The 24,463-nt window shown below is 60.1% G+C and carries 22 protein-coding genes and 3 pseudogenes; 16 read left to right on the top strand and 9 right to left on the bottom strand.

Translation table 11 applies throughout. The annotated features are described in order from the left end of the window. The 11 genes from RIFP1SYM_RS05415 to RIFP1SYM_RS05465 form a co-directional block, all read left to right on the top strand. On the top strand, nt 1-448 hold a 448-nt coding region (locus tag RIFP1SYM_RS05415), incomplete at its 5' end, for a 3-oxoacyl-[acyl-carrier-protein] synthase III C-terminal domain-containing protein (protein WP_039959811.1). Nucleotides 449-477: 29 nt separating this feature from the next. Continuing rightward, the gene (fabD, locus tag RIFP1SYM_RS05420; RefSeq protein WP_005960715.1) at nt 478-1,419 is read left to right on the top strand and encodes an ACP S-malonyltransferase; all 942 of its coding nucleotides are present in this window, start codon (nt 478-480) and stop codon (nt 1,417-1,419) included. Then, nucleotides 1,416-2,159: a 3-oxoacyl-ACP reductase FabG gene (gene fabG / locus RIFP1SYM_RS05425; protein WP_005960716.1), complete on the top strand. Its 744-nt coding sequence runs from the start codon at nt 1,416-1,418 to the stop codon at nt 2,157-2,159. Before fabD ends, fabG begins: the two co-directional genes overlap by 4 nt. A gap of 189 nt (nt 2,160-2,348) precedes the next feature. Further along, on the top strand, nt 2,349-2,582 hold the full coding sequence (gene acpP, locus RIFP1SYM_RS05430; protein ID WP_005960717.1) for an acyl carrier protein: 234 nt from the start codon (nt 2,349-2,351) through the stop codon (nt 2,580-2,582). A gap of 99 nt (nt 2,583-2,681) precedes the next feature. Beyond that, nucleotides 2,682-3,923: a beta-ketoacyl-ACP synthase II gene (gene fabF / locus RIFP1SYM_RS05435; RefSeq protein WP_005960718.1), complete on the top strand. Its 1,242-nt coding sequence runs from the start codon at nt 2,682-2,684 to the stop codon at nt 3,921-3,923. Then, the gene (pabC, locus tag RIFP1SYM_RS05440; protein ID WP_005960719.1) at nt 3,920-4,822 is read left to right on the top strand and encodes an aminodeoxychorismate lyase; all 903 of its coding nucleotides are present in this window, start codon (nt 3,920-3,922) and stop codon (nt 4,820-4,822) included. The genes fabF and pabC overlap by 4 nt, the downstream gene beginning before the upstream one ends. Nucleotides 4,823-4,898: 76 nt before the next feature. Further along, complete coding sequence (mltG, locus tag RIFP1SYM_RS05445) at nt 4,899-5,897, top strand: endolytic transglycosylase MltG (RefSeq protein WP_006475459.1); 999 nt, start codon at nt 4,899-4,901, stop codon at nt 5,895-5,897. After that, nucleotides 5,894-6,535: a dTMP kinase gene (gene tmk / locus RIFP1SYM_RS05450; protein ID WP_005960721.1), complete on the top strand. Its 642-nt coding sequence runs from the start codon at nt 5,894-5,896 to the stop codon at nt 6,533-6,535. The genes mltG and tmk overlap by 4 nt, the downstream gene beginning before the upstream one ends. Beyond that, nucleotides 6,536-7,525, top strand: coding sequence for a DNA polymerase III subunit delta' (locus RIFP1SYM_RS05455; protein ID WP_005960722.1), 990 nt, complete (start codon nt 6,536-6,538; stop codon nt 7,523-7,525). 23 nt (nt 7,526-7,548) lie between these two features. Continuing rightward, on the top strand, nt 7,549-7,899 hold the full coding sequence (locus RIFP1SYM_RS05460) for a PilZ domain-containing protein (RefSeq protein WP_005960723.1): 351 nt from the start codon (nt 7,549-7,551) through the stop codon (nt 7,897-7,899). Nucleotides 7,900-7,936: 37 nt separating this feature from the next. After that, a complete protein-coding gene (locus RIFP1SYM_RS05465) occupies nt 7,937-8,722 on the top strand; it encodes a TatD family hydrolase (RefSeq protein WP_005960724.1) in 786 nt (261 codons plus the stop codon). Nucleotides 8,723-8,727: 5 nt separating this feature from the next. Here the strand turns inward: RIFP1SYM_RS05465 and RIFP1SYM_RS05470 are convergent, their stop codons facing one another. The 9 genes and pseudogenes from RIFP1SYM_RS05470 to RIFP1SYM_RS05510 all read right to left on the bottom strand — a co-directional run bounded on the left by RIFP1SYM_RS05470 (nt 8,728) and on the right by RIFP1SYM_RS05510 (nt 20,263). Continuing rightward, a complete protein-coding gene (locus RIFP1SYM_RS05470; RefSeq protein WP_005960725.1) occupies nt 8,728-10,587 on the bottom strand; it encodes an AMP-dependent synthetase/ligase in 1,860 nt (619 codons plus the stop codon). 6 nt (nt 10,588-10,593) lie between these two features. Beyond that, complete coding sequence (locus tag RIFP1SYM_RS05475) at nt 10,594-12,621, bottom strand: 3-hydroxyacyl-CoA dehydrogenase NAD-binding domain-containing protein (protein ID WP_039959812.1); 2,028 nt, start codon at nt 12,619-12,621, stop codon at nt 10,594-10,596. Then, nucleotides 12,621-13,922, bottom strand: coding sequence for an acetyl-CoA C-acetyltransferase (locus RIFP1SYM_RS05480; protein WP_005960727.1), 1,302 nt, complete (start codon nt 13,920-13,922; stop codon nt 12,621-12,623). The genes RIFP1SYM_RS05475 and RIFP1SYM_RS05480 overlap by 1 nt, the downstream gene beginning before the upstream one ends. Before the next feature lie 21 nt (nt 13,923-13,943). Further along, nucleotides 13,944-16,408: pseudogene (locus tag RIFP1SYM_RS05485) on the bottom strand (acyl-CoA dehydrogenase). Beyond that, nucleotides 16,405-17,211 carry a hypothetical protein gene (locus RIFP1SYM_RS05490; RefSeq protein WP_240992022.1) on the bottom strand — a complete coding sequence of 269 codons (807 nt, stop codon included), beginning with the start codon at nt 17,209-17,211 and terminating at the stop codon, nt 16,405-16,407. The pseudogene RIFP1SYM_RS05485 and the gene RIFP1SYM_RS05490 overlap by 4 nt, the downstream one beginning before the upstream one ends. 420 nt (nt 17,212-17,631) lie before the next feature. Beyond that, nucleotides 17,632-18,728: pseudogene (gene hypD / locus RIFP1SYM_RS05495) on the bottom strand (hydrogenase formation protein HypD). 56 nt (nt 18,729-18,784) lie between these two features. After that, nucleotides 18,785-19,602, bottom strand: a pseudogene (gene hypB / locus RIFP1SYM_RS05500) (hydrogenase nickel incorporation protein HypB). A gap of 75 nt (nt 19,603-19,677) precedes the next feature. Beyond that, nucleotides 19,678-20,034, bottom strand: a complete 357-nt coding sequence (locus RIFP1SYM_RS05505; RefSeq protein WP_005960734.1) for a hydrogenase maturation nickel metallochaperone HypA/HybF — start codon at nt 20,032-20,034, stop codon at nt 19,678-19,680. Continuing rightward, nucleotides 20,027-20,263 carry a HypC/HybG/HupF family hydrogenase formation chaperone gene (locus RIFP1SYM_RS05510; RefSeq protein ID WP_005960735.1) on the bottom strand — a complete coding sequence of 79 codons (237 nt, stop codon included), beginning with the start codon at nt 20,261-20,263 and terminating at the stop codon, nt 20,027-20,029. Before RIFP1SYM_RS05510 ends, RIFP1SYM_RS05505 begins: the two co-directional genes overlap by 8 nt. 82 nt (nt 20,264-20,345) lie before the next feature. On the opposite strand from RIFP1SYM_RS05510, the gene RIFP1SYM_RS05515 reads away from it, so the two are divergent. The 5 genes from RIFP1SYM_RS05515 (at nt 20,346) to RIFP1SYM_RS05535 (ending at nt 24,417) form a co-directional block, all read left to right on the top strand. Continuing rightward, on the top strand, nt 20,346-20,861 hold the full coding sequence (locus RIFP1SYM_RS05515) for a HyaD/HybD family hydrogenase maturation endopeptidase (RefSeq protein WP_005960736.1): 516 nt from the start codon (nt 20,346-20,348) through the stop codon (nt 20,859-20,861). Between the two features lie 86 nt (nt 20,862-20,947). Further along, complete coding sequence (locus RIFP1SYM_RS05520) at nt 20,948-21,388, top strand: hydrogenase expression/formation C-terminal domain-containing protein (protein ID WP_005960737.1); 441 nt, start codon at nt 20,948-20,950, stop codon at nt 21,386-21,388. Nucleotides 21,389-21,404: 16 nt separating this feature from the next. Beyond that, nucleotides 21,405-22,496, top strand: coding sequence for a hydrogenase small subunit (locus RIFP1SYM_RS05525; RefSeq protein WP_006475471.1), 1,092 nt, complete (start codon nt 21,405-21,407; stop codon nt 22,494-22,496). Then, the gene (locus RIFP1SYM_RS05530; protein ID WP_005960739.1) at nt 22,493-23,155 is read left to right on the top strand and encodes a hypothetical protein; all 663 of its coding nucleotides are present in this window, start codon (nt 22,493-22,495) and stop codon (nt 23,153-23,155) included. The genes RIFP1SYM_RS05525 and RIFP1SYM_RS05530 overlap by 4 nt, the downstream gene beginning before the upstream one ends. Next, nucleotides 23,152-24,417 carry a (Fe-S)-binding protein gene (locus tag RIFP1SYM_RS05535; RefSeq protein WP_006475472.1) on the top strand — a complete coding sequence of 422 codons (1,266 nt, stop codon included), beginning with the start codon at nt 23,152-23,154 and terminating at the stop codon, nt 24,415-24,417. The genes RIFP1SYM_RS05530 and RIFP1SYM_RS05535 overlap by 4 nt, the downstream gene beginning before the upstream one ends. Nucleotides 24,418-24,463 lie beyond the last annotated feature (46 nt).

The raw sequence follows: 24,463 nt of genomic DNA on the forward strand, positions 1-24,463 counted from the left end.
CATCATCTCCACCCATCTGCACGCCGATGGCGCCTTCGAGAACATGCTGCGGGTCCCGAGCGGGATCTCGCGGAATTACGGCGCGCTACGCGAGGGCAATGCCTTCATGGAGATGCGTGGCAACGAGGTGTTTAAGATGGCGGTTACCACCCTGGGGCGGATCGTCGACGAGACTCTTGAAGCCAACAACATGCAGAAGTCGGATGTGGACTGGCTGATCCCGCATCAGGCCAACATCCGCATCATCCAGGCGACCGCGAGGAAGCTGCGTACCCCGATGGAGCAGGTGGTGGTGACTGTGCACGAGCATGGCAACACCTCTGCTGCCTCAGTGCCGCTGGCGTTGGATACCGCAGTGCGAGACGCTCGCATCAAACGCGGCGAGACCCTGCTGATGGAGGCCTTTGGCGGCGGTTTTACCTGGGGCTCCGTGCTCGCCAAATTCTGACCCTAGCTAACAGGATTGCACAAACAATCATGAGCGACACCAATTTCTGTATTGTATTCCCCGGTCAGGGCTCCCAGTCGGTGGGGATGCTCAGTGCCCTGGCGGAGACCCACCCGGTGGTGCTGGAGACCTTCAACGAGGCCTCAGATGCACTGGGTTTCGATCTCTGGCAACTGGTTCAGCAGGGTCCGAAGGAGATGCTGAATCAGACCAGCAATACCCAGCCGGCGATGCTTGCCGCCGGTGTTGCGGTGTGGCGTGCCTGGCTGGCCGAAGGCGGTCCGCAGCCGGTCACCATGGCCGGCCACAGTTTGGGAGAGTACAGCGCGCTGGTCTGCGCCGATGCCCTACAGTTTGCCGATGCGGTGAGCCTGGTGGCCGATCGCGGGCGCTTCATGCAGGAGGCGGTCCCGGAAGGTACCGGAGGCATGGCCGCCATCCTTGGCCTTGATGACGACAAGGTGCGCGAAGTCTGTGCTGCGGCAGCGGAAAGTGAAGTCGCTGAGGCGGTTAATTACAACTCACCCGGTCAGGTGGTGATTGCCGGCAGCAAGGCGGCGGTAGACCGTGCCTGTGGTCTGGCCAAAGAGGCGGGCGCCAAGCGTGCCCTGCCGCTGCCGGTGAGTGTTCCCTCACACTGCGCGCTGATGCGCCCAGCGGCTGAGCGCCTCAGCGAGCGCCTGGCGGATATTGCCATCAGCAAGCCAACGATTCCGGTGATCCACAACGTAGATGTGGCCGAATCGGGGGATGCGGATGAGATCCGCCGCTGCCTGGCGGAGCAACTCTACAGTCCGGTGCGTTGGGTCGAGACGATTCAGTCGATGGCGGCGCAGGGTGCCTCGAACATCATCGAGGCGGGTCCAGGTAAGGTGCTCACCGGCCTGAACAAGCGCATCGACCGCAAGCTGACCGGTTATGCTGTGTTCGACAGCGAAGGATTGACCAAAGCCCTGGAGGCATTGCAATGAATCTGGAAAATGAGATTGCTCTGGTAACCGGTGCAAGCCGTGGTATCGGTGCAGCGATTGCCGACACCTTGGGAGCCGCAGGGGCGACAGTGATTGGCACTGCGACTTCTCAGGGCGGCGCGGATACGATCAGTGAGCGTTTCGCAGGGGCTAACATCAAAGGCCGGGGGATGGTCCTTAATGTTACCGATCAGGCCTCCATCGATGCCGTAGTGAAGCAGATCGGCGCCGATTTTGGTGTGCCGACGGTGCTGGTGAATAATGCCGGCATCACCCGGGATAACCTGATGATGCGGATGAAGGATGAGGAGTGGAATGACATCATCGACACCAATCTCAGCTCTGTTTTCAAGGTCAGCAAGGCGCTGCTACGCGGCATGATGAAGGCGCGTCATGGTCGTATCATCAATATCTCCTCAGTGGTTGGTGCGATGGGCAATGCTGGCCAGACCAACTATGCAGCAGCCAAGGCTGGGTTGTTTGGCTTTACCAAGTCGTTGGCGCGGGAGATCGGCTCCCGGGGTATTACCGTCAACTCGGTGGCGCCGGGTTTTATCGAGACTGATATGACTAGGGAGTTGCCCGAGGCACAGCGCAAGGCGCTGGTGGACAGCATCCCGCTGCAGAAGCTGGGCCAGCCCGAGGATGTTGCCAACGCGGTGCTGTTTCTCGCTTCGGCATCGGGCGCCTACATCACGGGCGAAACACTGCATGTCAATGGTGGCATGCATATGGCCTAAAAGAGCAGTTGCTTTAAGTTGATTCTCTATCCGAAAGGATAGAGGTATCCGATTGAATTTTAAGATAAACCGCTCATTTTTTTGTGGTGCTGCATAAGTACAGTTTATGCTTTTCTCATAGAAAGTTTGAGCATACAATAGCGCATCGGCCAGAGTAGGCCGGCGAATATCCCAGAGGAAATTAAGAAGATGAGTGACGTTGTAGAGCGCGTTAGGAAAATTGTCGTTGAACAACTGGGTGTCAAAGAGGACGAAGTAACTCTCGAAGCGTCTTTTGTTGACGACCTCGGCGCAGATTCTCTCGACACTGTTGAGCTGGTAATGGCCCTTGAAGAGGAATTCGAAACCGAGATTCCTGATGAAGAGGCTGAGAAGATTACCACAGTGCAACTGGCTGTCGACTACATCACCTCACACAGCTGATCCAATCGGCGAATTTCGTGTGGGCCGCATCACTCCCCGTATCTGCGGGGTGCGGCCTTTTGCTTTATTGGGCCTAAATCAATAGGGGGGTAGTCTTCAATGACTGCAAGAAGGGTAGTCGTTACCGGGCTTGGCATGATTGCACCTGTCGGACTGGATGTGCCGTCGTCCTGGGAGAACATTCTCGCGGGGAAAAGCGGTATTCAACCGATCACCCATTTCGATGTCGGGCCCTTCACCACCCGTTTCGGCGGGCCGATCTACGGGTTTGAAATCACCGATTACGTGCCGAAGAAAGATGCCAAGAAGATGGATAAGTTCATCCACTATGGCGTGGCTGCAGGCTGTCAGGCGATCGAGGACTCTGGTCTCGAGGTGACTGAGGAGAATGCAGATCGGATCGGCGTGTTGATCGGCTCCGGTATCGGCGGTATCACCGGTATTGAGAACAGCTACCAGGCCTATATCGATGGTGGCCCGCGCAAGATCTCTCCATTCTTTGTGCCGGCCAACATCATCAACATGGTCTCCGGTAATCTGTCGATCAAGTATGGGCTCAAAGGTCCCAACTACTCCATCGTCTCCGCCTGCAGCAGTGGTGCTCACAGCATCGGCGAGGCGGCGATGATGATCCGCCATGGCCGCACCGATGTGATGGTCGCCGGCGGCGCTGAGATGGCGACCTCACCGGTCGGGCTCGGTGGCTTTGCCGCAGCCCGTGCGCTCTCCCGGCGCAACGATGATCCGCAGGCGGCCAGTCGCCCCTGGGATCGCGACCGTGACGGCTTCGTACTGAGCGACGGTGCCGGCGTGGTGGTGCTAGAGGAGTATGAGCATGCCAAGGCCCGTGGCGCGAAGATCTACGCTGAGCTGGTCGGTGTGGGGATGAACTCCGATGCCTATCACATGACCGCCCCCTCTAAGGATGGCTCTGGTGCCGCCAAGTGCATGCAGCTGGCGTTGGCGGATGCGGGCATCAACCTGGAACAGGTTAACTACCTGAATGCCCACGGTACCTCGACCCCGGCCGGCGATCTGGCCGAGACCCAGGGCGTGAAGCGCGCCTTTGGCGACCATGCCTATAAGCTCTGTGTCAGCTCGACCAAGTCGATGACTGGTCACATGCTGGGTGCAGCAGGTGGTGCCGAGGCAGTCTTCACCATCCTGGCGATTCGCGATCAGGTGGCACCACCGACCATCAATCTGGAGAACCAGGATCCGGATTGCGATCTCGACTATGTACCCAACACAGCCCGCGAGATGACCATCGACGTGGCTATGTCCAACTCCTTCGGTTTTGGCGGCACCAACGGCAGTCTGGTGTTCAGCAAGCCTGAATGACCCGGATCGGAGCCCCTCAGCGGGCTCCGATTCCTTTCCAGGTCAGTCCATTCCGTATGCTGATCGACGGCATCACTACTGAGCAAATCCCCGCCTCAGATCGCGGTCTGCACTATGGTGACGGGCTGTTTGAAACCATTGCTGTAGCCGCTTCACGACCACGTCTCTGGGAACGCCACATGGCGCGGCTGGCCGAAGGCGAGAGACGCCTTGGCCTGCCGCCTTTGCCGCGGGATCTACTTTGGTCGGAAGCCGAATCGCTCATCAGTGGGGCGCAGCAGGGTGTTCTGAAGATCCTGCATACCCGTGGCAGCGGTGGGCGCGGCTATCGTTCTCCCACGCCCGCCAGCACCCGGCGCATTCTCTCTTTCCACCCCTGGCCCGAGTTTCCTCGCTACTGGTTCCGTGAGGGTATCGAGCTGCGTCTCTGTGATACCCGGTTGGGCATCAATCCTGCGTTGGCCGGTATCAAACACCTCTGTCGACTGGAACAGGTACTGGCGCGCAATGAGTGGGATGACCCGGCGATCCCCGAGGGGGTGATGCTGGATATCGAAGGGCGGGTTATCGAAGGGACCCAAAGCAATCTGTTCCTGCTCAAGAATGGTGGGCTGATCACCCCGGATCTCTCTCGTTGCGGGGTTGCGGGTGTAATGCGTGGCCTGGTGCTGGAGAGTGCCCGTGCCTTAGGCATCGATTGCCTGATCAGAGATCTGGGTGTCGACGAGTTGGGCACGGCAGATGGGGTTTTTATCTGCAACTCCCTGATCGGCATCGTGTTGGTGGCCCGCTTCGCTGCACACAAATTTGATCCCAAGCTGATCCCGAGCGAACTCGTGGAGACGGTCAGGCAGCGCGCCTTTGGCCAGCGGGATGCAACACTCCTCAGCTCAGGCTGAGTCTCTATGCCAACAGAATCATCAATCCTATCTCTGTCTCTCCCATCAGACAGGCAATGGAGTAGAATCACTCGCTATGCTGCAACGGATATTTGGCGCCCTGATCTTTGTCTCCAGTCTCCTCATCGCCTGGGCCTGGATGGAGTACCAGCAGTTCCAGGAGATGCCGCTCAATCTGCCCGCCGACGGGCTGCTTTATCAGCTGGATCAGGGTGACACGGTACGCCAGCTGGCGGTGGATCTTAAGCAACTGGGAGTGATTGATCAGCCGCTGCTGCTGCGTCTGTTGGCGCGCCAGAGTGGTCTGGCCAGCCGCCTCAAGGCGGGGGAGTATCGGATCCCGGCGGGCACCACACCAATAGAGCTGCTTGAGTTGCTGGTTGCCGGCAAGGTCACCCACTACAGCCTGACCCTGGTCGAAGGTTGGACCTTCAAGCAGATGATGGCGGCGATAGATCGTGACCCGGTATTGCTCCATACTCTGCGAGGTGCCACAGATGTGCAGATCATGCAACAGATCGGCCATGCAAACGAGCATCCCGAGGGTCGATTCTTTCCCGACACCTACCACTTTCCCAAGGGTACCAGTGATCTGGATCTGCTGCGGCGCGCCTATGCACGGATGAGAGAGACGTTGGAACAGGCCTGGCAGCAGCGCCAGCCAGAACTGCCCCTGAAGAGCCCCTATGAGGCGCTGATTCTCGCCTCCATCGTTGAGCGTGAAACGGGACTGCCGGAGGAGCGCCCGCAGATCGCCGGAGTGTTTATCCGGCGTCTGCAGAAGCGTATGCGGCTGCAGACCGACCCTACCGTGATCTACGGCATGGGAGAGCGCTATGATGGCAACATCCGTCGCCGCGATCTGAAACAGGACACTCCCTACAACACCTACGTACATGCAGGCCTGACTCCAACCCCGATCGCCATGCCGGGAGCAGCAGCGATTGAGGCGGTACTGCATCCAGCCGAAGGGGATGCACTCTACTTTGTCGCCACCGGCAATGGCGGCCATAAATTCTCGGCTACCCTGGAGGCACACAACCAGGCGGTGCGCAAATATCAGTTGAAGCGATGAAACAGAAGCAGGGCAGATTTATTACCGTTGAAGGAGGCGAGGGGGCAGGCAAGAGCAGCAACCTCGACTTTATTCGCCAGCAGTTGGAAGCGCAGGGCAAGCAGGTTCTGTTTACCCGCGAACCGGGTGGCACCCCGCTGGGCGAGGCGATCCGTGAACTGCTATTGGGGCATCAGCATCAGGGGATGGCCCACGATAGCGAACTGCTGTTGATGTTCGCGGCGCGTGCCGAGCATCTGCAGCAGAAGATCCTGCCTGCCCTGGCACAGGGAACCTGGGTGCTATGTGACCGCTTCACCGATGCCAGTTACGCCTACCAGGGCAGTGGCCGAGGGCTGAAGACGGCGCGCATCGCCCAACTCGAGCAGTTTGTGCAGGGGGATCTGCGCCCCGATCTAACCCTGCTGCTCGACCTGCCGGTGGAGGTTGGTCTGGCACGGGCCGGGCAGCGCTCGGCGCCGGATCGGTTCGAAAGCGAGCAGCAGCACTTTTTCCAGCGGGTCCGTCAGGGTTACCTGCAGATCGCGGCGGATCAGCCGGAGCGGGTCAGGCTGATCGATGCCTCACTGCCCCTGGCGCAGGTACAGCAGCAGATCAGTCGTGAGCTGGAGCGTTTTATCCAGCGTCTGGGAGGATAGATGATGACGCTGCTCCCTTGGCAGAACACCATCTGGTCACGTTTGCAGCAGATGCGTGACAGCGGCCGGCTGCCCCATGCGCTGCTCTTCTCTGGTCCCCAAGGTGTTGGTAAGGAGTTGTTTGCGCAGCTGTTTGCCAAGTCACTGCTCTGTCAGGAACCCGACAGCTCCGGCCTGCCCTGCGGTCACTGTCAGCCCTGTCATCTGCTCGCCAGTGGTGTGCATCCCGACTTCACCAACATCGCTCCGGATGTGGAGAGTAAGAGCGGCGAGATCCTGGTCGATACGATTCGCGGGCTCGCCTTCAGCACGACTCTGACTTCAACCGCCGGCAGCCATCGGATCGTCCTGCTGCGCCCGGCAGAGCGGATGAGCAACTCGGCTGCAAACGCCTTTCTCAAGACCCTCGAAGAGCCCCCGCTGGGCACGCTGATGATACTGATCAGCGACCGGCCCTCGCGGTTGTTGCCAACCATCCGCAGTCGTTGCCAGCTGATCGGTTTTGCCACCCCGCCGGCAGAGCAGGCGCTGCCCTGGCTCGAGGCACAGGTGAATCACGGCGATCCTGCGATGTTGCTGGCGCTTGCTGGCGGCGCCCCGCTGCGGGCGCTGGAACTGGATGACAGTGCGCTGCTTGAGCAGCGGGATTCACTGCTCACAGCCTTTATTGCGTTGGCCGAGGGGCGCACCGATCCGGTCAAGGTTGCCGCCGACTGGGCGAAGCAGGACCTCAATATGCTGTTCGAGTGGTGGAGTGGCTGGCTGATCGATTTGTTGCAGCTGCAGGCAGTAGAGCAGCCTGTCACACTCTTCAATAAAGATCGACGGGAGACTTTCAAGCAACTGGCGGAACGGCTAGACTCAGGCGAGTTACAGCGCAATCTTCAGCGCCTCTATCGGGCGCGCCAGGACGTTGAGGCCAATCTGAATTCCCAGCTGTTGCTGGAGAGCCTGACTATCGACTGGATGGGTCGCGCAGCCAATAGATAACCAGCATCAGAGACAGGTGAACCATGCCGGCAGGCGGAGCGAGACAGGGGATACTTTCACTCACCATCAAGGATAAAAACGCCTTGTATGCCGCCTATATGCAGTTTGTCAAAAACGGTGGCCTTTTTATCCCCACTAGCAAAAAGTACAACCTCGGTGATGAAGTCTTCATGTTGCTGACGCTGATGGACGAGGCGGAGCGCATCCCGGTGGCGGGCAAGATCATCTGGATCACCCCGATCGGCGCCGAGGGCAATCGCGCTTCCGGTATCGGCGTGCAGTTCAGCGACCAGGATGGTGGCGCCGCGCGCAACAAGATCGAGACCATTCTCGCGGGTGCGCTGAAATCGGATCGTCCGACCCATACCCTCTGACCTCTCTCCCTTTCCCCTGACTTAAAGGCCTGCAAGCATGCTGGTGGATTCCCATTGTCATCTGGATCGTGTTGATCTGGCGCCCTACGATAACGACTTCGAACGCTTTATGCAGGCCAGCAAGGCTGCCGGTGTCGAACACATGTTGTGCGTCTCCATCGACCTGGAGTCTTGGCCAGCGATGGTTGCGCTGGTGGAGGCACATACCGAGATCTCGATCTCGGTCGGGGTGCATCCCAACGATCGGGAGCGCAAAGAGCCCTCAGCCGATGAACTGATTGAGCTGGCTGCCCATCCCAAGGTGGTGGCGATCGGTGAGACCGGTCTCGACTATTTTCACGGCAAGGGGGAGCTGGAGTGGCAGCGTCAGCGTTTTCGCACCCATATCCAGGCGGCGAGGCGCTGTGGCAAACCGCTGATCATTCACACCCGGGCGGCCAAGGCCGATACCCTGGCGATTATGGAGGAGGAGGGGGCCGGCGAGGCCGGCGGGGTGATGCACTGTTTCACCGAAGATCAGGCGATGGCAGAGCGCGCCCTGGAGATGGGATTCTATATCTCCTTCTCTGGCATAGTCACTTTCAAGAATGCCGAAGCGCTACGTCAGGTGGCGCAGGCAGTATCCCTCGACAGGCTCTTGATCGAGACCGACTCACCCTATCTGGCTCCGGTGCCTCACCGTGGCAAACCGAACCAGCCGCTCTATGTCGCAAAGGTGGCTGAATGCATCGCCGATTTGCGGGGGCTTTCAGTGGAGGCGCTGGCGGAGCAGACTCGGAAGAACTTCTTCCGCTGTTTTTCTGACGCCCGCTCTGACGCCTGAGGATATCAGCTGTGGCGCGTGTAGAGCGCTTCGAGCTGATCTGAATAGCGCTCGATAATGCGATGGCGGCGCGCCTTGAGGGTTGGCGTTAGCAGGCTATTCTCTACCGTCCATGGCTCATCAATTACGGCTAGACGGCGTATCTGCGCATAACCAGGAAAGCTGCCCAGATGGCTGCTGATACGTTCCAGCAGCCGCTTGTTGAGCGCACCGTCTACTGAGAGGTTTTCGATATCGATCCCCTCATGCTCGCACTGCTTCGGATTGAGTACCACCATGGCGCTCAGATAGGGGCGCCCCTCGCCGATCACCAGCACCTGTTCAAACAGTGGGTCGAGTGCGATGCACATCTCCATATCGGCGGGTGGAACCTTCTCGCCATTGGCTAGCACGATGATCTCTTTGATCCGACCGGTGATGAAGAGGTGGTTCTGCTCGATCTTCACCTTGTCACCGGTGTGCAGCCAGCCATCTGGATCGATGGTTTCGGCAGTGGCTTGCGGATTGTTCCAGTAGCCCAGCATCACCGTCGGGCTGCGCACCTGCAGTTCATCATTCTCACCGATGCGCGCCTCGATTCCCGGCAGGATAAGGCCGACACTATCGGGGATGTTGTCCGCATGGGTGTTCTCCGCAATGATTGGGCTGGTCTCGGTTAAGCCATAACCCTGCAGGATTGGCACCCCCAAGCCGACGAAGGTTCTGGCGATCTCTGCGGTGAGCGGCGCGCCGCCTGATACAGCGATGCGCAGTCGACCGCCGAGTCGTTGCTGCAGTTTCTTTGCCACCAGCCGCTCCAGCAGCGGCCAGCCGAGCAGTCTCGGCGACCAGTGCGCGCGCCCCTGCTGGTAGTTGAAGTTTTGCCAGCCTGTCTGCACGGCTGACTCAAACAACTTGCGTTTGAGCGTCGGCCCCTCATCCAGCGCGCTCATCAGTTTGTTGTAGATCCGTTCAAAGATGCGTGGTACCGCGATCAGCACTGTGGGCCGCAGTTGCTGGAGATCCTCCGCCAGTTCCGGGATGGAACGGGCATAGGCGACCCGAGAGCCGGCGACGATCGGCAGATAGTAGCCGACGGTGCGTTCCAAGGCATGGGAGAGCGGCAGGAAGGAGAGGAACAGGTCGTTGCTGAAGACATCGATCAGCTTGAGCCCGGCCTCGATGTCCCAGAGGATGTTGCGGTGGCTCAGCATTACCCCTTTGGGGCGACCGGTGGTGCCGGAAGTATAGACGATGGTGGCAAGGGCGTTAGTGTCGAGATCAACAGCCTGATACTTGCCGGCAGTGGCGGGCAACCAAGCGTCGAGATGCAGCAGTCGTGGCTGGGGGATCTCTGACTCAACCGTCTGCAGGGTGACGATCCGTGCCAGGCCGGCCAATTGATGCTGGATCTGCTGCAGGCTCTGCCACTGCTCATGATTCTCCAGCAGTAACAGTTTCACCCCAGCATCCTGCAGGATGTAACCGATGTTCTCGGGCCGGTCGTTGGTGTAGATCGGAACGATCACCAGCCCCAGCCCCTGGGCAGCCAGATCATAGATGGACCAGTGTCGGCAATTGCGCAGCATCAGTGCGATGCGATCGCCCGGTTTAAGCTTTTCGCGTTGCAGCGCAGCCTGCCAGCGGGCTACTTCCGCGGCTGTTTCGCGCCAGCTGTATTTGATCCAGCGTTGTTGTTCGCGATCGTATTCGATATAGGCGGTGGCGTCCGGGCTGCGGCGCAGCCGCTGTTGAAAGAGTCTGCCAAGGGTGTCTGCCTGAGCGTAACTGATGTAATCGGTGTTCACGGTTGTTGTAACCCGTTGGTTATTGTCGTTGTTGGAACGTCCGAGTTCGGTACACCTGCGTTGATTTGGTCGAACCATAACATGCTAAACCCTCCCCAGGTTAGTCCAGCCTGAATCGGGGTGGAATTGCTTGCCGTGGCGGCGTTCCAGCTCTTGAATGCGCTGGCGCATCTGCTGCAGTCCGCCATTTTTGATGTAGTGCATGGGGCCACCGCGGAAGGGAGCAAAACCGGTGCCGAAGATGATCCCCGCATCGAGCAGATCGGCATCCTCCACCACTCCTTCGCGAAAGCAAGCTACTGCCTCGTTTAGCAGGCGGAAGATCAGCCGTTCGGCCAGGTCGTTGGGGGCATGATAGAAGGCATCAAAACGCTGCTTGAGCGGACGTTTTTTCTCCCAGCGATAGAATCCCTCACCACTCTTCAATCCCAGCTTGCTCTCTCTAACCATAAATTCCAGTTGTCCCGGTAGTTTGAACGGGTAGTGGGCGGAGAGCTCCTTCGCCACTGCCAGGCAGATGTCGAGTCCAACCCGATCGGCCAGTTCGATCGGTCCCGCCGGCATGCCGAAGTCTACCGCTGCCTTGTCGATCACCGGCCCAGGGACGCCCTCCTCAAGCAGTTCCATCGCCTCCAGCAGGTAGGGCATCAGGACCCGGTTGACCAGAAAACCGGGATAGCTCTTGACCGGCACCGGCAGCTTACCGATGCGCCTGGCAAAACTGGCGCCGCGGCTGACCTGCTCAGCGGTGGTCTGCTCACCATGCACCACCTCTACCAGTTGCATTCGCGCAACCGGATTGAAAAAGTGCAGTCCGATCAACCGTTCAGGACGGCGCATCGCCACGCCGATAATCTCCAGCGGGATGCTGGAAGTGTTGCTGGCGAGCAGTGCATTGGGGCGCGCCCTGGCCTCTAGTTTACGGAACAGCGACTGTTTCACCCGAGCATCCTCGAACACCGCCTCAATGATTACATCGGCGTGGGCGATGCCATTGCCTTTGGGGTCTGGCATCAGCCGATCCATCGCTGCCTGCACCTCGCGCCGGGATTTGAGCCTCTTGCTGAAGAGTTGGTGGGCGCTGGCCAATGCCCGGCTGAGATACTTCGCCTCCCGATCCTGCAGTGAGACCCTGAGCCCCTTGAGAGCACACCAGGCGGCAATATCCCCACCCATGACTCCGCCACCGATCACATGCAGATGCTGCGGCTTGAAACCGCTGTCGCTGCCAAGGGATTTGAGCCGCTCCTGCAGGAAGAAGACGCGGATCAGGTTTTGTGCAGTCTCGCTGCGCAGCAGTCTGGAGACTCGCTGGGCCTCACCCTCAAACAGCTGTGCACGCTGATCACCGGCGTGCCGCCAGTGGTCAATCAGGGCAAAGGGTGCGGGGTAGTGCGCCTTGCGCACCCGTTTTGCTGTTTGCCGCTCCACCATCCAGGCCAGCGGGAGGCGCAGCGGTCGGCTGTTGAGGATTCGCTGCGATAGCTTTGGACGCTGCTTCGGCGGTGCCTCCTTGAGCAGATGGCGGGCGGTAATCCGTTCCAACCGCTCGGCAGCGATTCGGTCCACCAGGCCGATACGCAGTGCCCGGCGGGCANTGACGTTGCGACCGCTTAGCATCAGTCGGAGCGCATCCAGCGGAGCCAGTGTTTCGAAACTGCGCGCGGTACCGCCGTAACCGGGGAAGATGCCCAGGCGCACCTCGGGAAAACCGAGCCGAGTGGCGGGATCATCCCGTGCGATGCGGTAGTCACAGGCCAGCGCCAGCTCCAGACCGCCACCCAGGCAGAAACCGTGGATCAGCGCCAGGCTTGGGAAGGGCAGCTCTTCCAGTCGCTGCAGGATGGTATGCACCTGTTGCAGATGGGCCTTGATCTGCTCCTCGCTGGAGGGCAGTGCGAACCCCTTCACGTCAGCACCGGCCATGAATCCAGCGGGTTTGTCGGAGAGGATCACCAAGCCTTTGGCAGCAGAGTGTTGCAGGCTCTGCAGCTGGCTGTCGAGCACCTCGAGTGTCTCCAGAGAGAGCAGGTTGACGCTGCTTTCGGCCATGTCGAAGTGGAGCCAGGCGAGCTGCTCTTGGTCCCACTCAATTCGCCAATGTCTATCCATCACACACGCTCCACAAGTATTGCGCCACCCTGTCCGCCGCCGATACAGAGGCTGGCGATGCCGAATTGCCCCCCCTCCTGCTGTAGGCGTTTTAGCAGATGCAGTACTAACCGGGCGCCGCTGGCACCGACCGGATGTCCGATGGCGATGGCGCCGCCGTTGCGATTGAGCCGCTCCTCAGAGATCGGCGCCATTGGCTGTTCGATACCCAGCTCCCGCTGCAGATAGTCGCCATCCTGCCAGGCGGCAAGGCAGGCAAGCACCTGGGCGGCGAACGCCTCGTTGATCTCCCAGGCGTCGATCTGATCACTCTCCAACTGGTTGCGCTGTAGCAGTGGCGCCATCGCGTGCACTGGTCCAAGTCCCATCTGGGCTGGGTCGAGTGCGGCCCAGTGGCTATCGATGAGTCTCCCCATTGGCTGCAGCTGGAAGCGCTCCACTGCGTGTTCCGAGGCGAGCAGCANCAGCGCCGCACCATCGCTTATCTGGGCACTGTTGCCGGCGCTAACCCGGCCGTAGGGTGGATCAAACACCGCTTTCAGGGTGGCGAGCTTCTCCAGGCTGGAATCGGCGCGCAGGCCATCGTCGTGGTCATAGAGCCGACCCTGGTGATCGAACAGGGGCTCGATCTCGTCGAGACGCGCCTCCTGCATCGCCTGCTGTAGCCGTCGGTGGCTGGCCAGGGCGAAGCGGTCCATCATCTCCCGATCGATGCTGAAACGGGTTGCCAGGTTCTCCGCAGTTTGTCCCATGGAGAGCCCCACTGTGGGGTCGGTGAGGCCGCGCAGCAGGGCAATGATGAACTGAAAGTGGGCAGGCCGCAGCCGGCTCAGCTGCTGGCTACGGGCGATTAGGCCGCGGCTGCGCTGCCACTGGGCGAGCCAGCCGACCATCTTCATGTTCAGCAGCAGCGGCTGGCGGCTCATCGCCTCGCTGCCGCCGGCCAGTATCAGTTCGGCACGACCGCTGGCGATCTCGATCGCGGCGCTATCGACCGCTTGCAGGCCGGAGGCGCAGTTGCGTTGCACGGTCCAGCCCGGTACCTGTTTGCCGCAGTCGAGCCGCAGCGCTAGCAGACGACCGATGTTGGCCTCATCGGGATCGGGCCCGACACAGCCGAGGATTACCTGATCCAGCTGGGCCGGGGAGAGTCTGGCCTGTCGGGCCAGCAGCGGCCGGCCGGCGGCGACTGCCAGATCGCTGGCGCTGAAGGGGCCGGGGGTGCCGCGGGCCTTGAGAAATGGGGTGCGGCTGCCGTCGATGATGTAGACCGGTCGACATGCTGAGTCTCGCTGTTCCATCTGGCTCCTCCAACTCGCTAGTTAGGCAACGCCCCGTTGTGATTCTTCTTGCACCGCCTGTCTGGTCTGGGGTGTCAGTCCATCGAAGGCGTCAACCTGGGTCACCTGGTCGATCCACTGTTCGGCCTGGCGCAAGGTTTTAGTTTGAGTGTGGGTGATAATTCCCAATTCTAGTGCACTGTTGAGCTGAGCGGCACGGCTGTCGCCGATGATCTGTCCAGCGCGGCGTGCCTGGCGCAGGGTCTTCTCGATTGGTGCCGCCAGACTGACCGCCTTGAGCGCCAGCTCCAGCCGCCCAGCCGGTTCGCCAGGATCGTTGCTGCTGAAGACATGCGCGGTCAGCCGATCGCGTGGGTTGCCGGGGGTTTGCAGCAGCCGCGCGAGCTGGTCGTCGAGCTGGTCGGAGGCGGCTTTGAATGGCATGCCGCTGGGGAAGATGGCGATCCTTAACAGCCAGGCGAGGGGGCGTAGCGGCAGATTGTGCAGCAGTGCAGAAAAGGCCCGCTGGATACGAATAAGGCTGTCGGCCATGGCCCAACGCAGCAGTGGCAGATCCTCTTGCTGGGAGCCCTCATCGGCAAAGTGTTTCAGCAGTGCGCTGGCGATGTAGAGTTCGCTGAGAATGTCGCCAAGCCGGGCTGAGAGGCGCTCTTTGCGTTTCAATGCCCCGCCCAGCGAGAGCAGGGTCAGATCGGCGGCTAGGGCAAAGCCGCTGCTCATCCACTGCAGATGTTGTAGGCTGCGTCCGGCAAAGCCAGGCAGTGGTGTAGAGGCAAACAGCGCACGGCTCAGACCGAGCCAGAGGCTGCGCGCCAGATTGCCCAATATGAAATGCGCATGGCCAAACAGGGCCTGGTCGAACTGGATCACTGCCTCGCGGGAATCGGCCAGCAGGGCGGCGTAAGTTCACGCAGCAGATAGGGGTGGGCACGGAGCGCGCCCTGGCCAAAGATGATCATGTTGCGGGTGAGGATGTTTGCCCCCTCCACCGTGATCGCGATCGGGATCGCCTGATAGGGGCGGGCCAGCAGGTTGTTGGGGCCGAGGCAGATGCCGCTGCCGGCCTGGATATCCATCGCCTGGTTGATCACCTCGCGGTAGCGTTCGGTGAGGTGGTATTTGACGATGGCGGTGACCACCGAGGGGTGTTCGCCGCGATCGAGGGCAGCCAGGGTCAGCAGGCGGGCGGCATCCATCTGATAGTTGGCGCCAGCGATCAGGGCTAAGGCCTCTTCTATCCCCTCAAAGCGGCCGATCGGCTGACCAAACTGGCGACGAATCCGGGCATAAGCGCCGGTATAGCGGCAGGCTGCTTTGCTGGCGCCGGTGGCCAGCGCCGGCAGGGAGATGCCGCGGCCTTCCGCCAAGCTTTCCATCAGCATGCGCCAGCCCTGACCGATGCCGTCGCGGCCACCGATTACCCAGTCGAGCGGGATGAACACATCCCGGCCGCTGATGGGGCCATTCTGGAATGGGATATTGAGCGGCAAGTGGCGTTTGCCGATGCTCACTCCAGGGGTCTGGCGCGGGATCAGCGCCAGGGTAATGCCGGGCTCGCTCTCTTCACCCAGCAAATGCGCGGGGTCGTGGAGCTTGAAGGCGAGCCCGATCAGTGTGGCAACCGGGGCCAGGGTGATGTAGCGCTTCTCCCAGTTGAGGCGGATGCCGAGCACCTGCTCGCCTTTGAACTCGCCATACTCCACCACGCCGCTGTCGGGCATCGCCCCGGCATCGCTGCCTGCCTGTGGACCGGTGAGGGCGAAGCAGGGGATCTCTTCACCGCTGGCGAGTTTGAACAGATAGCGCCGCCTCTGCGCATCGCTGCCGTAGTGGAGCAGCAGCTTGGCCGGGCCGAGGGAGTTGGGCACCATCACGGTGACTGCGGCGGTGATGCTGCGGCTGGCAAGCTTCATCACGATGGTGGAATGGGCGAGGGCGGAGAACTCCAGGCCACCATATTTCTTTGGGATAATCAGCCCAAATAGACCGCACTGCTTGATGAAGGCCCAGACCTCCGGCGGCAGATCATAGTCCTGATGGGTGATCTGCCAGTCATCGAGCATCCGGCAGAGTTGCTCGAGCGGGCCGTTGATAAAGGCCTGCTCTTCTGCGCTCAGTTGCGGCGCCGGTTGGCTGAACAGCTTCTGCCAGTCGGGCTGGCCACTGAACAGTTCGCTGTCCCACCCGACGCTGCCCGCCTGCAGCGCCTCCTGTTCGGTTCGGGAGATCGCCGGCATCACTTGGCGGAACCGCTTCAACAGCGGTGTGCTGATCCAGCGACGGCGCTGCTCGGGCAGGGCATAGAGTGATAGGCCGAGGGCATAGGCCAGCCAGAATGGGATCGACCAGAGGGGGGTGAGCAGTCCACCCAGTTGCAGTGCCAGCAGCAGGCTGGGTGGCAACAGCAGCCAGATGGGGGCCGATGCCGCAGCATAGATCAGCCCCCATAGGATGACCCCGATCAGGATGATTCCAACGCCACTCATGACTTAACCTCCCGCAGCGGGGATGATCGCTCAGGCTGATCTTCATCTCCCCCTGTCCGCTCAGGATCTGTTCCGTCCCGCTCATCTGGATGCATCTCGGCAAGCCTCAGTTTGGGGGTGCAGGGATCACAGTGCTCGCGGGCCTGGTTGGAGAACTCGATCTCATTATCATTGTAGAGCACCCTGTCATCGCACCAGGGCAGACGGCGATAGACACCCAGATCATCCAGTCCGAGGAAGGGGTACTTGATGATGTCGAAGTAGGGGGAGTAGTCGAAATCCTTGGGGGTGAAGAGGCGGGGATTGCGCTTGAAAAAGCGGATGCTGCCATCGTCTCCCCGGTCGATGAAAGGCAGGATCGGGAAGTTGACCAGGTTGTAGGCTTCGGCGAGCAGACAGGAGCAGACGGTGCGAGTTGGGCCGCCTACGTTATGTTCAAACAGACTGGAGCGCCAGCGTCTGGGCAGGATGGTCCAGGGAAAGAGGAAGCGGGCTAGGTCGAGCAGTTGCCGTACATCGTAACCGCTGCCGAGGTGTCTGATCACATAGGCGATGATCCGCTGTGCATCGCTCGGTTCGAGGCCGCTGGGGCGGCAGATGCGCAGGTGTTCCATGCGGTATTTCGAGATGGGGGCGACGATGGTGCCCTCGCCCAATAGGGCCTCGATGATCAGCTGCTGGTTGGGATCACCTTGGTAGGCATCCTTGACCCGCTTGCGCAGTTTTGGTTCGGCGATGTCGTAGAGGCGGCCAATATAGAGTGCAGAGTGAGTCCATGAACTCTGGGTGATGATCTTGATCACCTCGCTGACCCGGACTGCGCCCCTCGAGCAGTAGGATATCGCCGGGACGCAGCTCATAGCAGAGGCGGTTGAAGTCACACAGTGGAGAGTTAGGCGGCGGGCCTTCTTTGACCAGCCACTCGGAAATCTTCCTCGCAAGCCATTGTCCCAACTCTCTCATGGCAAATAACCAAGCAATCTACTCTGTTACTCCAGAGTATAGACACTGGCCGGGGTGGCTAATTCAATTTGGGAAAACCGGTACCTGAGGTGGAAGAGATCGTGTTTCTGGCCCTGTCCCATGTGCCTATATCAAAGGAATTGAGTCCGTAGGAGCGTCCGCTTGCGGCGCGAAGATCAGCGTCGTCGATAATTCGCGCCGCAAGCGGATGCTCCTACGAATTACAGGACTTTACGTGGCGGCTGAGGAAGAGAAGGGTATCAGACCTGGAGGAACGCATTCCCGCCACTCCACCAGATGCGGCAGGCGCCCTCGTCGGAGACCATGCAGGGGCCGACCGGGTTGCGCGGGGTGCAGGCGTTGCCGTAGAGGCGGCACTGATTGGGGTATTTTCTCCCAAGCACCACCTGGGCGCAGTCGCAACCCGGCGGCATCTCACCGGCACGTCGGCGCGCAGGTTCTTCATACTCGGGGAAACGCAACCGGGCATCCGCTTCGGCAAAAGCCTCGCGCAGTTTGAAGCCTGAGGCAGGGATGGTTCCTATACCGCGCCAGTTGGCGTCCACCACCTGCATCGATGCATTGAGATGCTGTTTGGCGCTGGGATTACCGCCGGGCCGAACCAGTTCCGGATAGCAGTTGTCGAGAAACTGTTTGCCATCGATCAACTGGCGCAGCACGGAATAGGTCGCTGCCAGCAGGCTCTCCGGGGTGAAGCCCGCTACGGCGGTGGAGATGTGGTGTTTATCCACCACAAATTGCCACTCCTCCGGTCCCATCACGGTGGCGACATGCCCTGGGGCGACCAGGGCATCGAAACCGGGGGTGCCAGAGTCGAGCAGCATCGCCACCGCCGGCCAGGTGAGGCGGCCGGAGAGCAAGATTGAGAGATTTTCCGGGATGCCCTCTACCAGCAGCGAGGCCACCGGCGGTGGTGGTCTCGAAGCCGGCGGCAAAAAAGACCACCTGACGATCGGGATTAGCCTGGGCAATCTGCAGTGCCTCCATCGGCGAGGCGATGGGACGGATGTCAGCGCCGGCGGCGTGGGCCTGATCCAGCGAACGGGGTTGATCCTTCGGCACATTCACCGGCACCCGCAGCATGTCGCCAAACGCCACCAGGATGACCGATTCGTTGAGTGCCAGCTTGGATTGCCTGGTAGACATCCTCTTCGGGACAGACGCAGACCGGACAACCGGGGCCGGGGATCAGTTCGATGTTTCTCGGCAGCGCAGCGCGCAGCCCGGCCTGGGTGATGGAGCGCTCATGGCCGCCGCAGACGTTCATGATACGCACCCGCTTCGGCAGGGGCAGGGTGCGGATCTGTTCGAGCCACTGTTTGGCAGTGATGGGCATGGTGATGTAAGGATTGCCGACTGCAGGGCTTTGCACCCTCCAGTTGGCGTGATGAATCAGTTGTGGGAGTGCAGTTTCGCCCCTTCCAGTTGGATCTTTGGTGTCAGGGTCTCGCCCAATACCACCCGTTCCAGCTGTTTGTTAGCCTCGCTGTGGAGCCAGTCGAGCCACTCGTCGAGTCCGGAGCCGCTCTTGGCCGAGAGGGTGATGATGGGGACCTCGGTGGCCAGGTTGCGGATCGCGGTTTCGGCACGTTCCGGGCTGAAGTCGTCCAGGTAGCGCAGCAGATCGGCCTTGCTGATCACGATGTTGTCGGCGGACGGAACAGCACCGGGTATTTGGCCGGTTTGTCGTCGCCCTCGGTGACCGAGAGCAGCGCTACATTGAGGTGCTGGCCCAGGTCGAAACTGGCGGGGCATACTAGGTTGCCGACGTTTTCGATGAAGAGGATGTCGAAGCGGCTCAGGTTCAGATCGTGCAAGGCATTGTGGACCATGTGGGCGTCCAGATGACAAGCAGTGCCAGTGGTGATCTGTACCGCTTCGATACCAAGCCTACGCAGCCGCTCGGCATCGTTTTCGGTCTCCAGGTCGCCCTCGATCACACCGATACGATACTCACCACCCAGGGCCTGCACGGTGGCCTCGAGTAGGCTGGTCTTGCCACTGCCGGGGGAGGACATCAGATTGATAGTGAGTACGCCGTGGCTGTCGAAGTGGTGACGGTTGTGGGCCGCTTGGCGATCGTTTTCGCTGAGCAGATTTTCCAGCACCTCAACCGCATTGCTGCCGTCCTGGGTGTGGGCGTGTTTGCCATCCTCTTCGATCAGGTGACGGTTGCTCTCAGTTACATTGCAGCCACAGGTATCGCACATGGTTATCTCATCCTGTCCTTAAGTTCGGGTTGTTCCAGTCCGCTCCAATCATTGTCCAGCCAGCGGGGACGAAGCTTATTTGCTGTCGGCCCGCTCGAGCTCCAGGCTCGCCAGCAGTAGCTCATCACCGCCGATCAATTGTGTCCGATAGTCGCCGCATGCGCCACATAAAAGTCGGTTGGGAGTGGCATCGCTCTCAGCACCGCAGATAGTGCAGCGGACCCTGACCGGTTGAGTCTGTGTTACCAGTTCTGCCGTCTCTGCGACAGTGCCGGTGCGGGCGATGGTGAAAGCCTGTTGCAGCAGTTCTGGCACCACCCCGGAGAGGGGGCCGATCTGCAGGATGATTCGGGTAACACGCTCGGCAGCTTCACGGGTCGCTATCTCATCGACCTGCCGCATCAGTGCCTGGCAGACTGCAAGTTCATGCATCCTGATCGAGTTTTCTCAACATCTCGTCGTAGATCTCCCAGGCGGAGCGGGCCTCTTGAGGTGTTACTTTCTGAATTGCATAGCCGACGTGGACCACAACAAAGTCGTCAGGCTGCAGGGTCTCGTGCTGTAGCATGAAGAGGCTGACATCGCGCTCGATACCTTTGGCTTCACAGCGGGCGGTGAAGCCGTCGATCGATTTGATCTGCATGGGGATACCGAGGCACATGGCGGATGGTTCGCTCCTGCGATAGATTTATGACGGCCAGGCCGCGTAACGGTTCAATCCCATTCTCGCCAGGAGTCCATGCATGTCAATCGAAAACGTTTTGATCCTGGGGATCGGCAATCTACTGTTCAGCGATGAGGGGGTGGGAGTGCAACTGGTGGAGCGGCTGCGCCGGCAGCTCGGTGAACAGGTCGGGCTGGAGTGTCTGGATGGGGGGACGCTCAGCTTCACCCTGGCGGAGCCGATCGCCAGGGCTGATGGCCTGGTGGTGGTGGATGCTGCCCGTATGCAAGCCGAGCCCGGTGAGATCGGCGTCTTTTGTGGGCTGGAGATGGATCGCTATCTCAGTGGCAACCGCCAAAGTGTGCATGAGGTGAGCCTAGGAGATCTGCTCGATATCTCACGGCTCTCAGAGCAATTGCCAGAGCAGTGCTGCCTGGTGGGTATAGAGCCGGCCTCAATGGAGTGGGGGGAGCGACTGAGTCCACCGGTTGAGGCCGCAGTTGAACCCGCAATTGAGCGGATTCTGACTATACTCAGCAGATGGGAATTCCCCGTTACTGGCAAGGGTATTAGGCATACTCGAGGGGCAGATTAGAAGTTAATCAATTCCTGATCTGCGTCAGTATGAAGGGTTTATTCTGGAGATATGCTTAGGTTGCAAGGTCGCTTTAGGAGTGTACCGTGGCGCAGTTAGGGGGCATCGACGTTCGAGTTGAATCACCTGGAGTGTTGCCGGAAAGTCATGGCAACGTGGTTCCCTTGCTGCATGAAATTCTCCATGCCCTCAACGAATTGCAGCGACAGGGCAGATCCACCACTATCGATCTGAGATCGATCCCCTTCGCTCCCGGTGACCAGCAGCGGCTGCTGGGTACCCTTGGAAAAGGGGAGGTTGAGGCCAGTCTCGACAGCTTGGGTAGCAGCACCATCTACGAGAGCAGCTTTGCCGGGGTCTGGGTCGTCGAGCACAAAAACGCCTCGGGTGAAGTTATCGCCCTGCAGGTCGAGATCACCACCATCCCCGAGATCCTCAAGTCCCAGGCGATGGATATTTCCGATTCCCTAATCCGATTAAGCGAACAGCTGTCTGCTCCGGCCGAGGGGGTGGGGCAGAAGGCGTGACAGAGGGGCGAGTGTGATGGCTGAAATAAAAACACTGGGCGAAAGCCTGCGGCTCAGAGGGGTGTCGCGGCGGGGTTTTCTGAAGTTTTGCACTGCTACAGCCTCGATGATGGCGTTGCCGCCCTCGATGGTGCCGGCGGTTGCTGCGGCCCTGGAGAAGGCCAGACGTCCATCGGTAATCTGGCTCTCCTTCCAGGAGTGCACCGGCTGTACCGAGTCCCTCACCCGCAGCCACGCACCCACCCTGGAAAACCTCATCTTTGACCATATCTCCCTCGACTACCATCACACACTACAGGCCGCGGCAGGTGATGCCGCGGAGGCGGCCCGCGAAGCGGCGATGCACGAGAATGCCGGTAAATACCTGGTAGTTGTCGATGGCTCGATTCCGCTAAAGAACCCTGGTTACTCCACCATTGCCGGTATCAGCAATCTCGATATGTTGCAGGAGACGGTGGCCGGTGCCGCCGCTGTGATAGCCGTGGGTAGTTGCGCCGCCTTTGGCGGTCTGCCGCATGCCGATCCCAACCCGACCGGAGCGGTGGCGGTCTCTGAGATCGTCAAGGACAAACCGGTGATCAACGTCTCAGGCTGTCCGCCGATTCCGGTGGTGATCACCGGTGTGCTGGCGCACTTTCTGACCTTCGGCTCGATCCCGGAGTTGGATGAGCTGGGACGCCCCAAGGTCTTCTATGGCAAGAGCATCCACGACCGTTGCTACCGTCGGCCCTTCTACGATAAGGGATTGTTTGCCGAAACCTTTGACGACGAAGGCGCACGCAAGGGCTGGTGCCTCTACCGCCTCGGCTGCAAGGGTCCGAGCACCTATAACGCCTGCGCCACTGCCAAGTGGAATCAGGGCACCAGCTGGCCGGTGGAGTCGGGACACGGCTGTCTGGGTTGCTCCGAACCCGATTTCTGGGATGGCGGGGGCTTCTATAAGGCACTCTCCATTCCCGACAGCGATATCGCCAGAAATGCCGCCTACTCGGTAGCCGCCGGCCTTGCTGTCGGTGCGGTCGCGGGCGCGCTCAATCGGAGTCAGCAGGCCCAGGCAGTGGCGAAACATGAAACAGTCAGCGTGGATGATCTGGAAAAATCGTCATGAGCACTCAGATCGATTTTCTTCTGTGGGTTAAGGGGCCGGGATTTGATCTGGCTCTGGCGGTGTTTGTCATCGGTGTGGTGGTGCACTTTTTGGAGATCTTTCTCCTTGGAAGAAAACCGGACTTTGCCGAACCGCGTGGCAGTGAGTTTGGTCCGGGCATGCGCACGGTTTTCAGCCGCTCCCTACCGGATCCTGGCAGTTTCAGACGTTCCCCTTTCACGGTGATCGGTGGTTATGCCTGGCATATCGGGTTCCTCATCTGCCTGCTCTTTTTTGTCCCCCACATTGAGCTGATCAAGAGTGTGTTTGGCTTGAAGTGGCCCGGCCTGCCAAATCATCTGGTTGATGCAGTGGCGGTCATCACCATCGTGACACTGATGGCGATGTTGGTGGATCGCCTGACCCACCCGGTAAAACGTTTTCTCAGTGGTACCGAGGATTATCTGATCTGGCTGTTGACCTTTCTGCCGATGCTGACAGGCTACTTGGCCTTCCACCGGTTGATTGATCCCTACCCGTTGGTGCTGGGGCTGCACATTCTGAGTGTGGAGCTGCTGATGGTGGTGTTTCCCTTTACCAAGCTGATGCACGTATTCACCATCCTGTTTGCCCGTTGGTACAACGGCGCCATGGCCGGCCGCAGGGGGGTGAAGTCATGAGCAAGGCCACCCTAGAACGGGGGCTCAACGCCTTTCGTGAGCAGATGGATGCACCGACTGCAGTCTTCTTCAGCAGCTGCGTCAGTTGCGGCATGTGTGCTGATGCCTGCCTCTTCTACACCGAGACAGGCGATCCGCGCTATACGCCTATCCACAAGCTGGAGCCATTCCGCCTCATCTGGGAGCAGGAGTTCACACTCTGGGGGCGCATCAAGAGCACCATCGGCCTTGGTAAAAAAGTGGACGATGCGATGCTCGAGGCGTGGGAGCCGCTGATCTACGACAGTTGCACACTCTGCGGGCGCTGTTCCATGGTCTGCCCGGTTGGCAACGACATCGCCTACATGATCCGCCGCGCTCGCGAGGGTTTTGTCGCCTCCGGCAACGCCCCGGAGGGGATGAGAGATGCCAGCACCCGCGCGGTGAAGATCGGTAGCCCGATGGGGGTGAAGTTTCCGGCGCTGGCGGCACAGATTCGCCATATCGAAGCCGATACCGGTCTGAGCATCCCGGTGGATGTGGAGGGGGCTGATTACATGGCGCTGCTCTCTTCCATGGAGATCATGAACTTCCCTGAGTATATCGAGGCACTGGCGAAGATCTTCAAGCAGGTGGATCTGAGCTGGACCCTCTGCTCCGAGGCCTTCGAGGCGACCAACTCTGGTATCCAGATCGGTTCCAGCGACATCGCCCGGGAACTGGTCTCCCGGGTCGTAGCCGGTGCTGAGAAGCTCAAAGTGAAATATGTGATCAGCCCCGAGTGCGGCCACGCCTACACCGCGATCCGCTGGGAGGGACCCAATCTGATCGGCCGCTCCTATCCCTTCAAGGTGGTGCATATCCTTGAACTGTTGGATGAATTGCGTGCCAGTGGTCGGCTGAAGACTGAAGGGATGGAGTCAGCGCGTATGACCTTCCACGATCCTTGTCAGATCGTGCGAAAAGGGGGGGTGCTGGAGCAGCCGCGCAACCTGCTCAATCAGGTCGCCGCCAACTTCGTCGAGATGCATGATAACCGAGAGATGAACTGGTGTTGTGGCGGTGGCGGCGGTGTCAGCGCCAATGAGCGGGCGGATGCCTTGCGTCTCAAAGTGTTTCAGAGAAAGAAGAGCCAGCTCGATGAGCTGCAGGTGGATCGGCTGGTTACCGCCTGCGCCAACTGCCGCCTGATGCTGGAAGATGGTATCGAGGAGTACAACATGGAGCTGCCGGTGGTCGGTCTGACTGAGATGCTGGCGGATCACCTGGTCGAGGATAAGTAGGTCAGGCGACAGTCTGAACTGTGTGTGGAAACCGCACCAGCAGGAG

Source organism: endosymbiont of Riftia pachyptila (vent Ph05) (assembly GCF_000224455.1).
Taxonomy (GTDB): Bacteria; Pseudomonadota; Gammaproteobacteria; order Chromatiales; family Chromatiaceae; genus Endoriftia; species Endoriftia persephonae.

Excerpts from the sequence above, each read along its gene's own strand:
- fabD (WP_005960715.1), top strand. The coding sequence starts at position 478 with ATGAGCGACACCAATTTCTGTATTGTATTCCCCGGTCAGGGCTCCCAG.
- fabG (WP_005960716.1), top strand. The coding sequence starts at position 1,416 with ATGAATCTGGAAAATGAGATTGCTCTGGTAACCGGTGCAAGCCGTGGT.
- acpP (WP_005960717.1), top strand. The coding sequence starts at position 2,349 with ATGAGTGACGTTGTAGAGCGCGTTAGGAAAATTGTCGTTGAACAACTG.
- fabF (WP_005960718.1), top strand. The coding sequence starts at position 2,682 with ATGACTGCAAGAAGGGTAGTCGTTACCGGGCTTGGCATGATTGCACCT.
- pabC (WP_005960719.1), top strand. The coding sequence starts at position 3,920 with ATGACCCGGATCGGAGCCCCTCAGCGGGCTCCGATTCCTTTCCAGGTC.
- mltG (WP_006475459.1), top strand. The coding sequence starts at position 4,899 with ATGCTGCAACGGATATTTGGCGCCCTGATCTTTGTCTCCAGTCTCCTC.
- tmk (WP_005960721.1), top strand. The coding sequence starts at position 5,894 with ATGAAACAGAAGCAGGGCAGATTTATTACCGTTGAAGGAGGCGAGGGG.
- RIFP1SYM_RS05455 (WP_005960722.1), top strand. The coding sequence starts at position 6,536 with ATGATGACGCTGCTCCCTTGGCAGAACACCATCTGGTCACGTTTGCAG.
- RIFP1SYM_RS05460 (WP_005960723.1), top strand. The coding sequence starts at position 7,549 with ATGCCGGCAGGCGGAGCGAGACAGGGGATACTTTCACTCACCATCAAG.
- RIFP1SYM_RS05465 (WP_005960724.1), top strand. The coding sequence starts at position 7,937 with ATGCTGGTGGATTCCCATTGTCATCTGGATCGTGTTGATCTGGCGCCC.
- RIFP1SYM_RS05470 (WP_005960725.1), bottom strand. The coding sequence starts at position 10,587 with ATGGTTCGACCAAATCAACGCAGGTGTACCGAACTCGGACGTTCCAAC.
- RIFP1SYM_RS05505 (WP_005960734.1), bottom strand. The coding sequence starts at position 20,034 with ATGCATGAACTTGCAGTCTGCCAGGCACTGATGCGGCAGGTCGATGAG.
- RIFP1SYM_RS05510 (WP_005960735.1), bottom strand. The coding sequence starts at position 20,263 with ATGTGCCTCGGTATCCCCATGCAGATCAAATCGATCGACGGCTTCACC.
- RIFP1SYM_RS05515 (WP_005960736.1), top strand. The coding sequence starts at position 20,346 with ATGTCAATCGAAAACGTTTTGATCCTGGGGATCGGCAATCTACTGTTC.
- RIFP1SYM_RS05525 (WP_006475471.1), top strand. The coding sequence starts at position 21,405 with ATGGCTGAAATAAAAACACTGGGCGAAAGCCTGCGGCTCAGAGGGGTG.
- RIFP1SYM_RS05530 (WP_005960739.1), top strand. The coding sequence starts at position 22,493 with ATGAGCACTCAGATCGATTTTCTTCTGTGGGTTAAGGGGCCGGGATTT.
- RIFP1SYM_RS05535 (WP_006475472.1), top strand. The coding sequence starts at position 23,152 with ATGAGCAAGGCCACCCTAGAACGGGGGCTCAACGCCTTTCGTGAGCAG.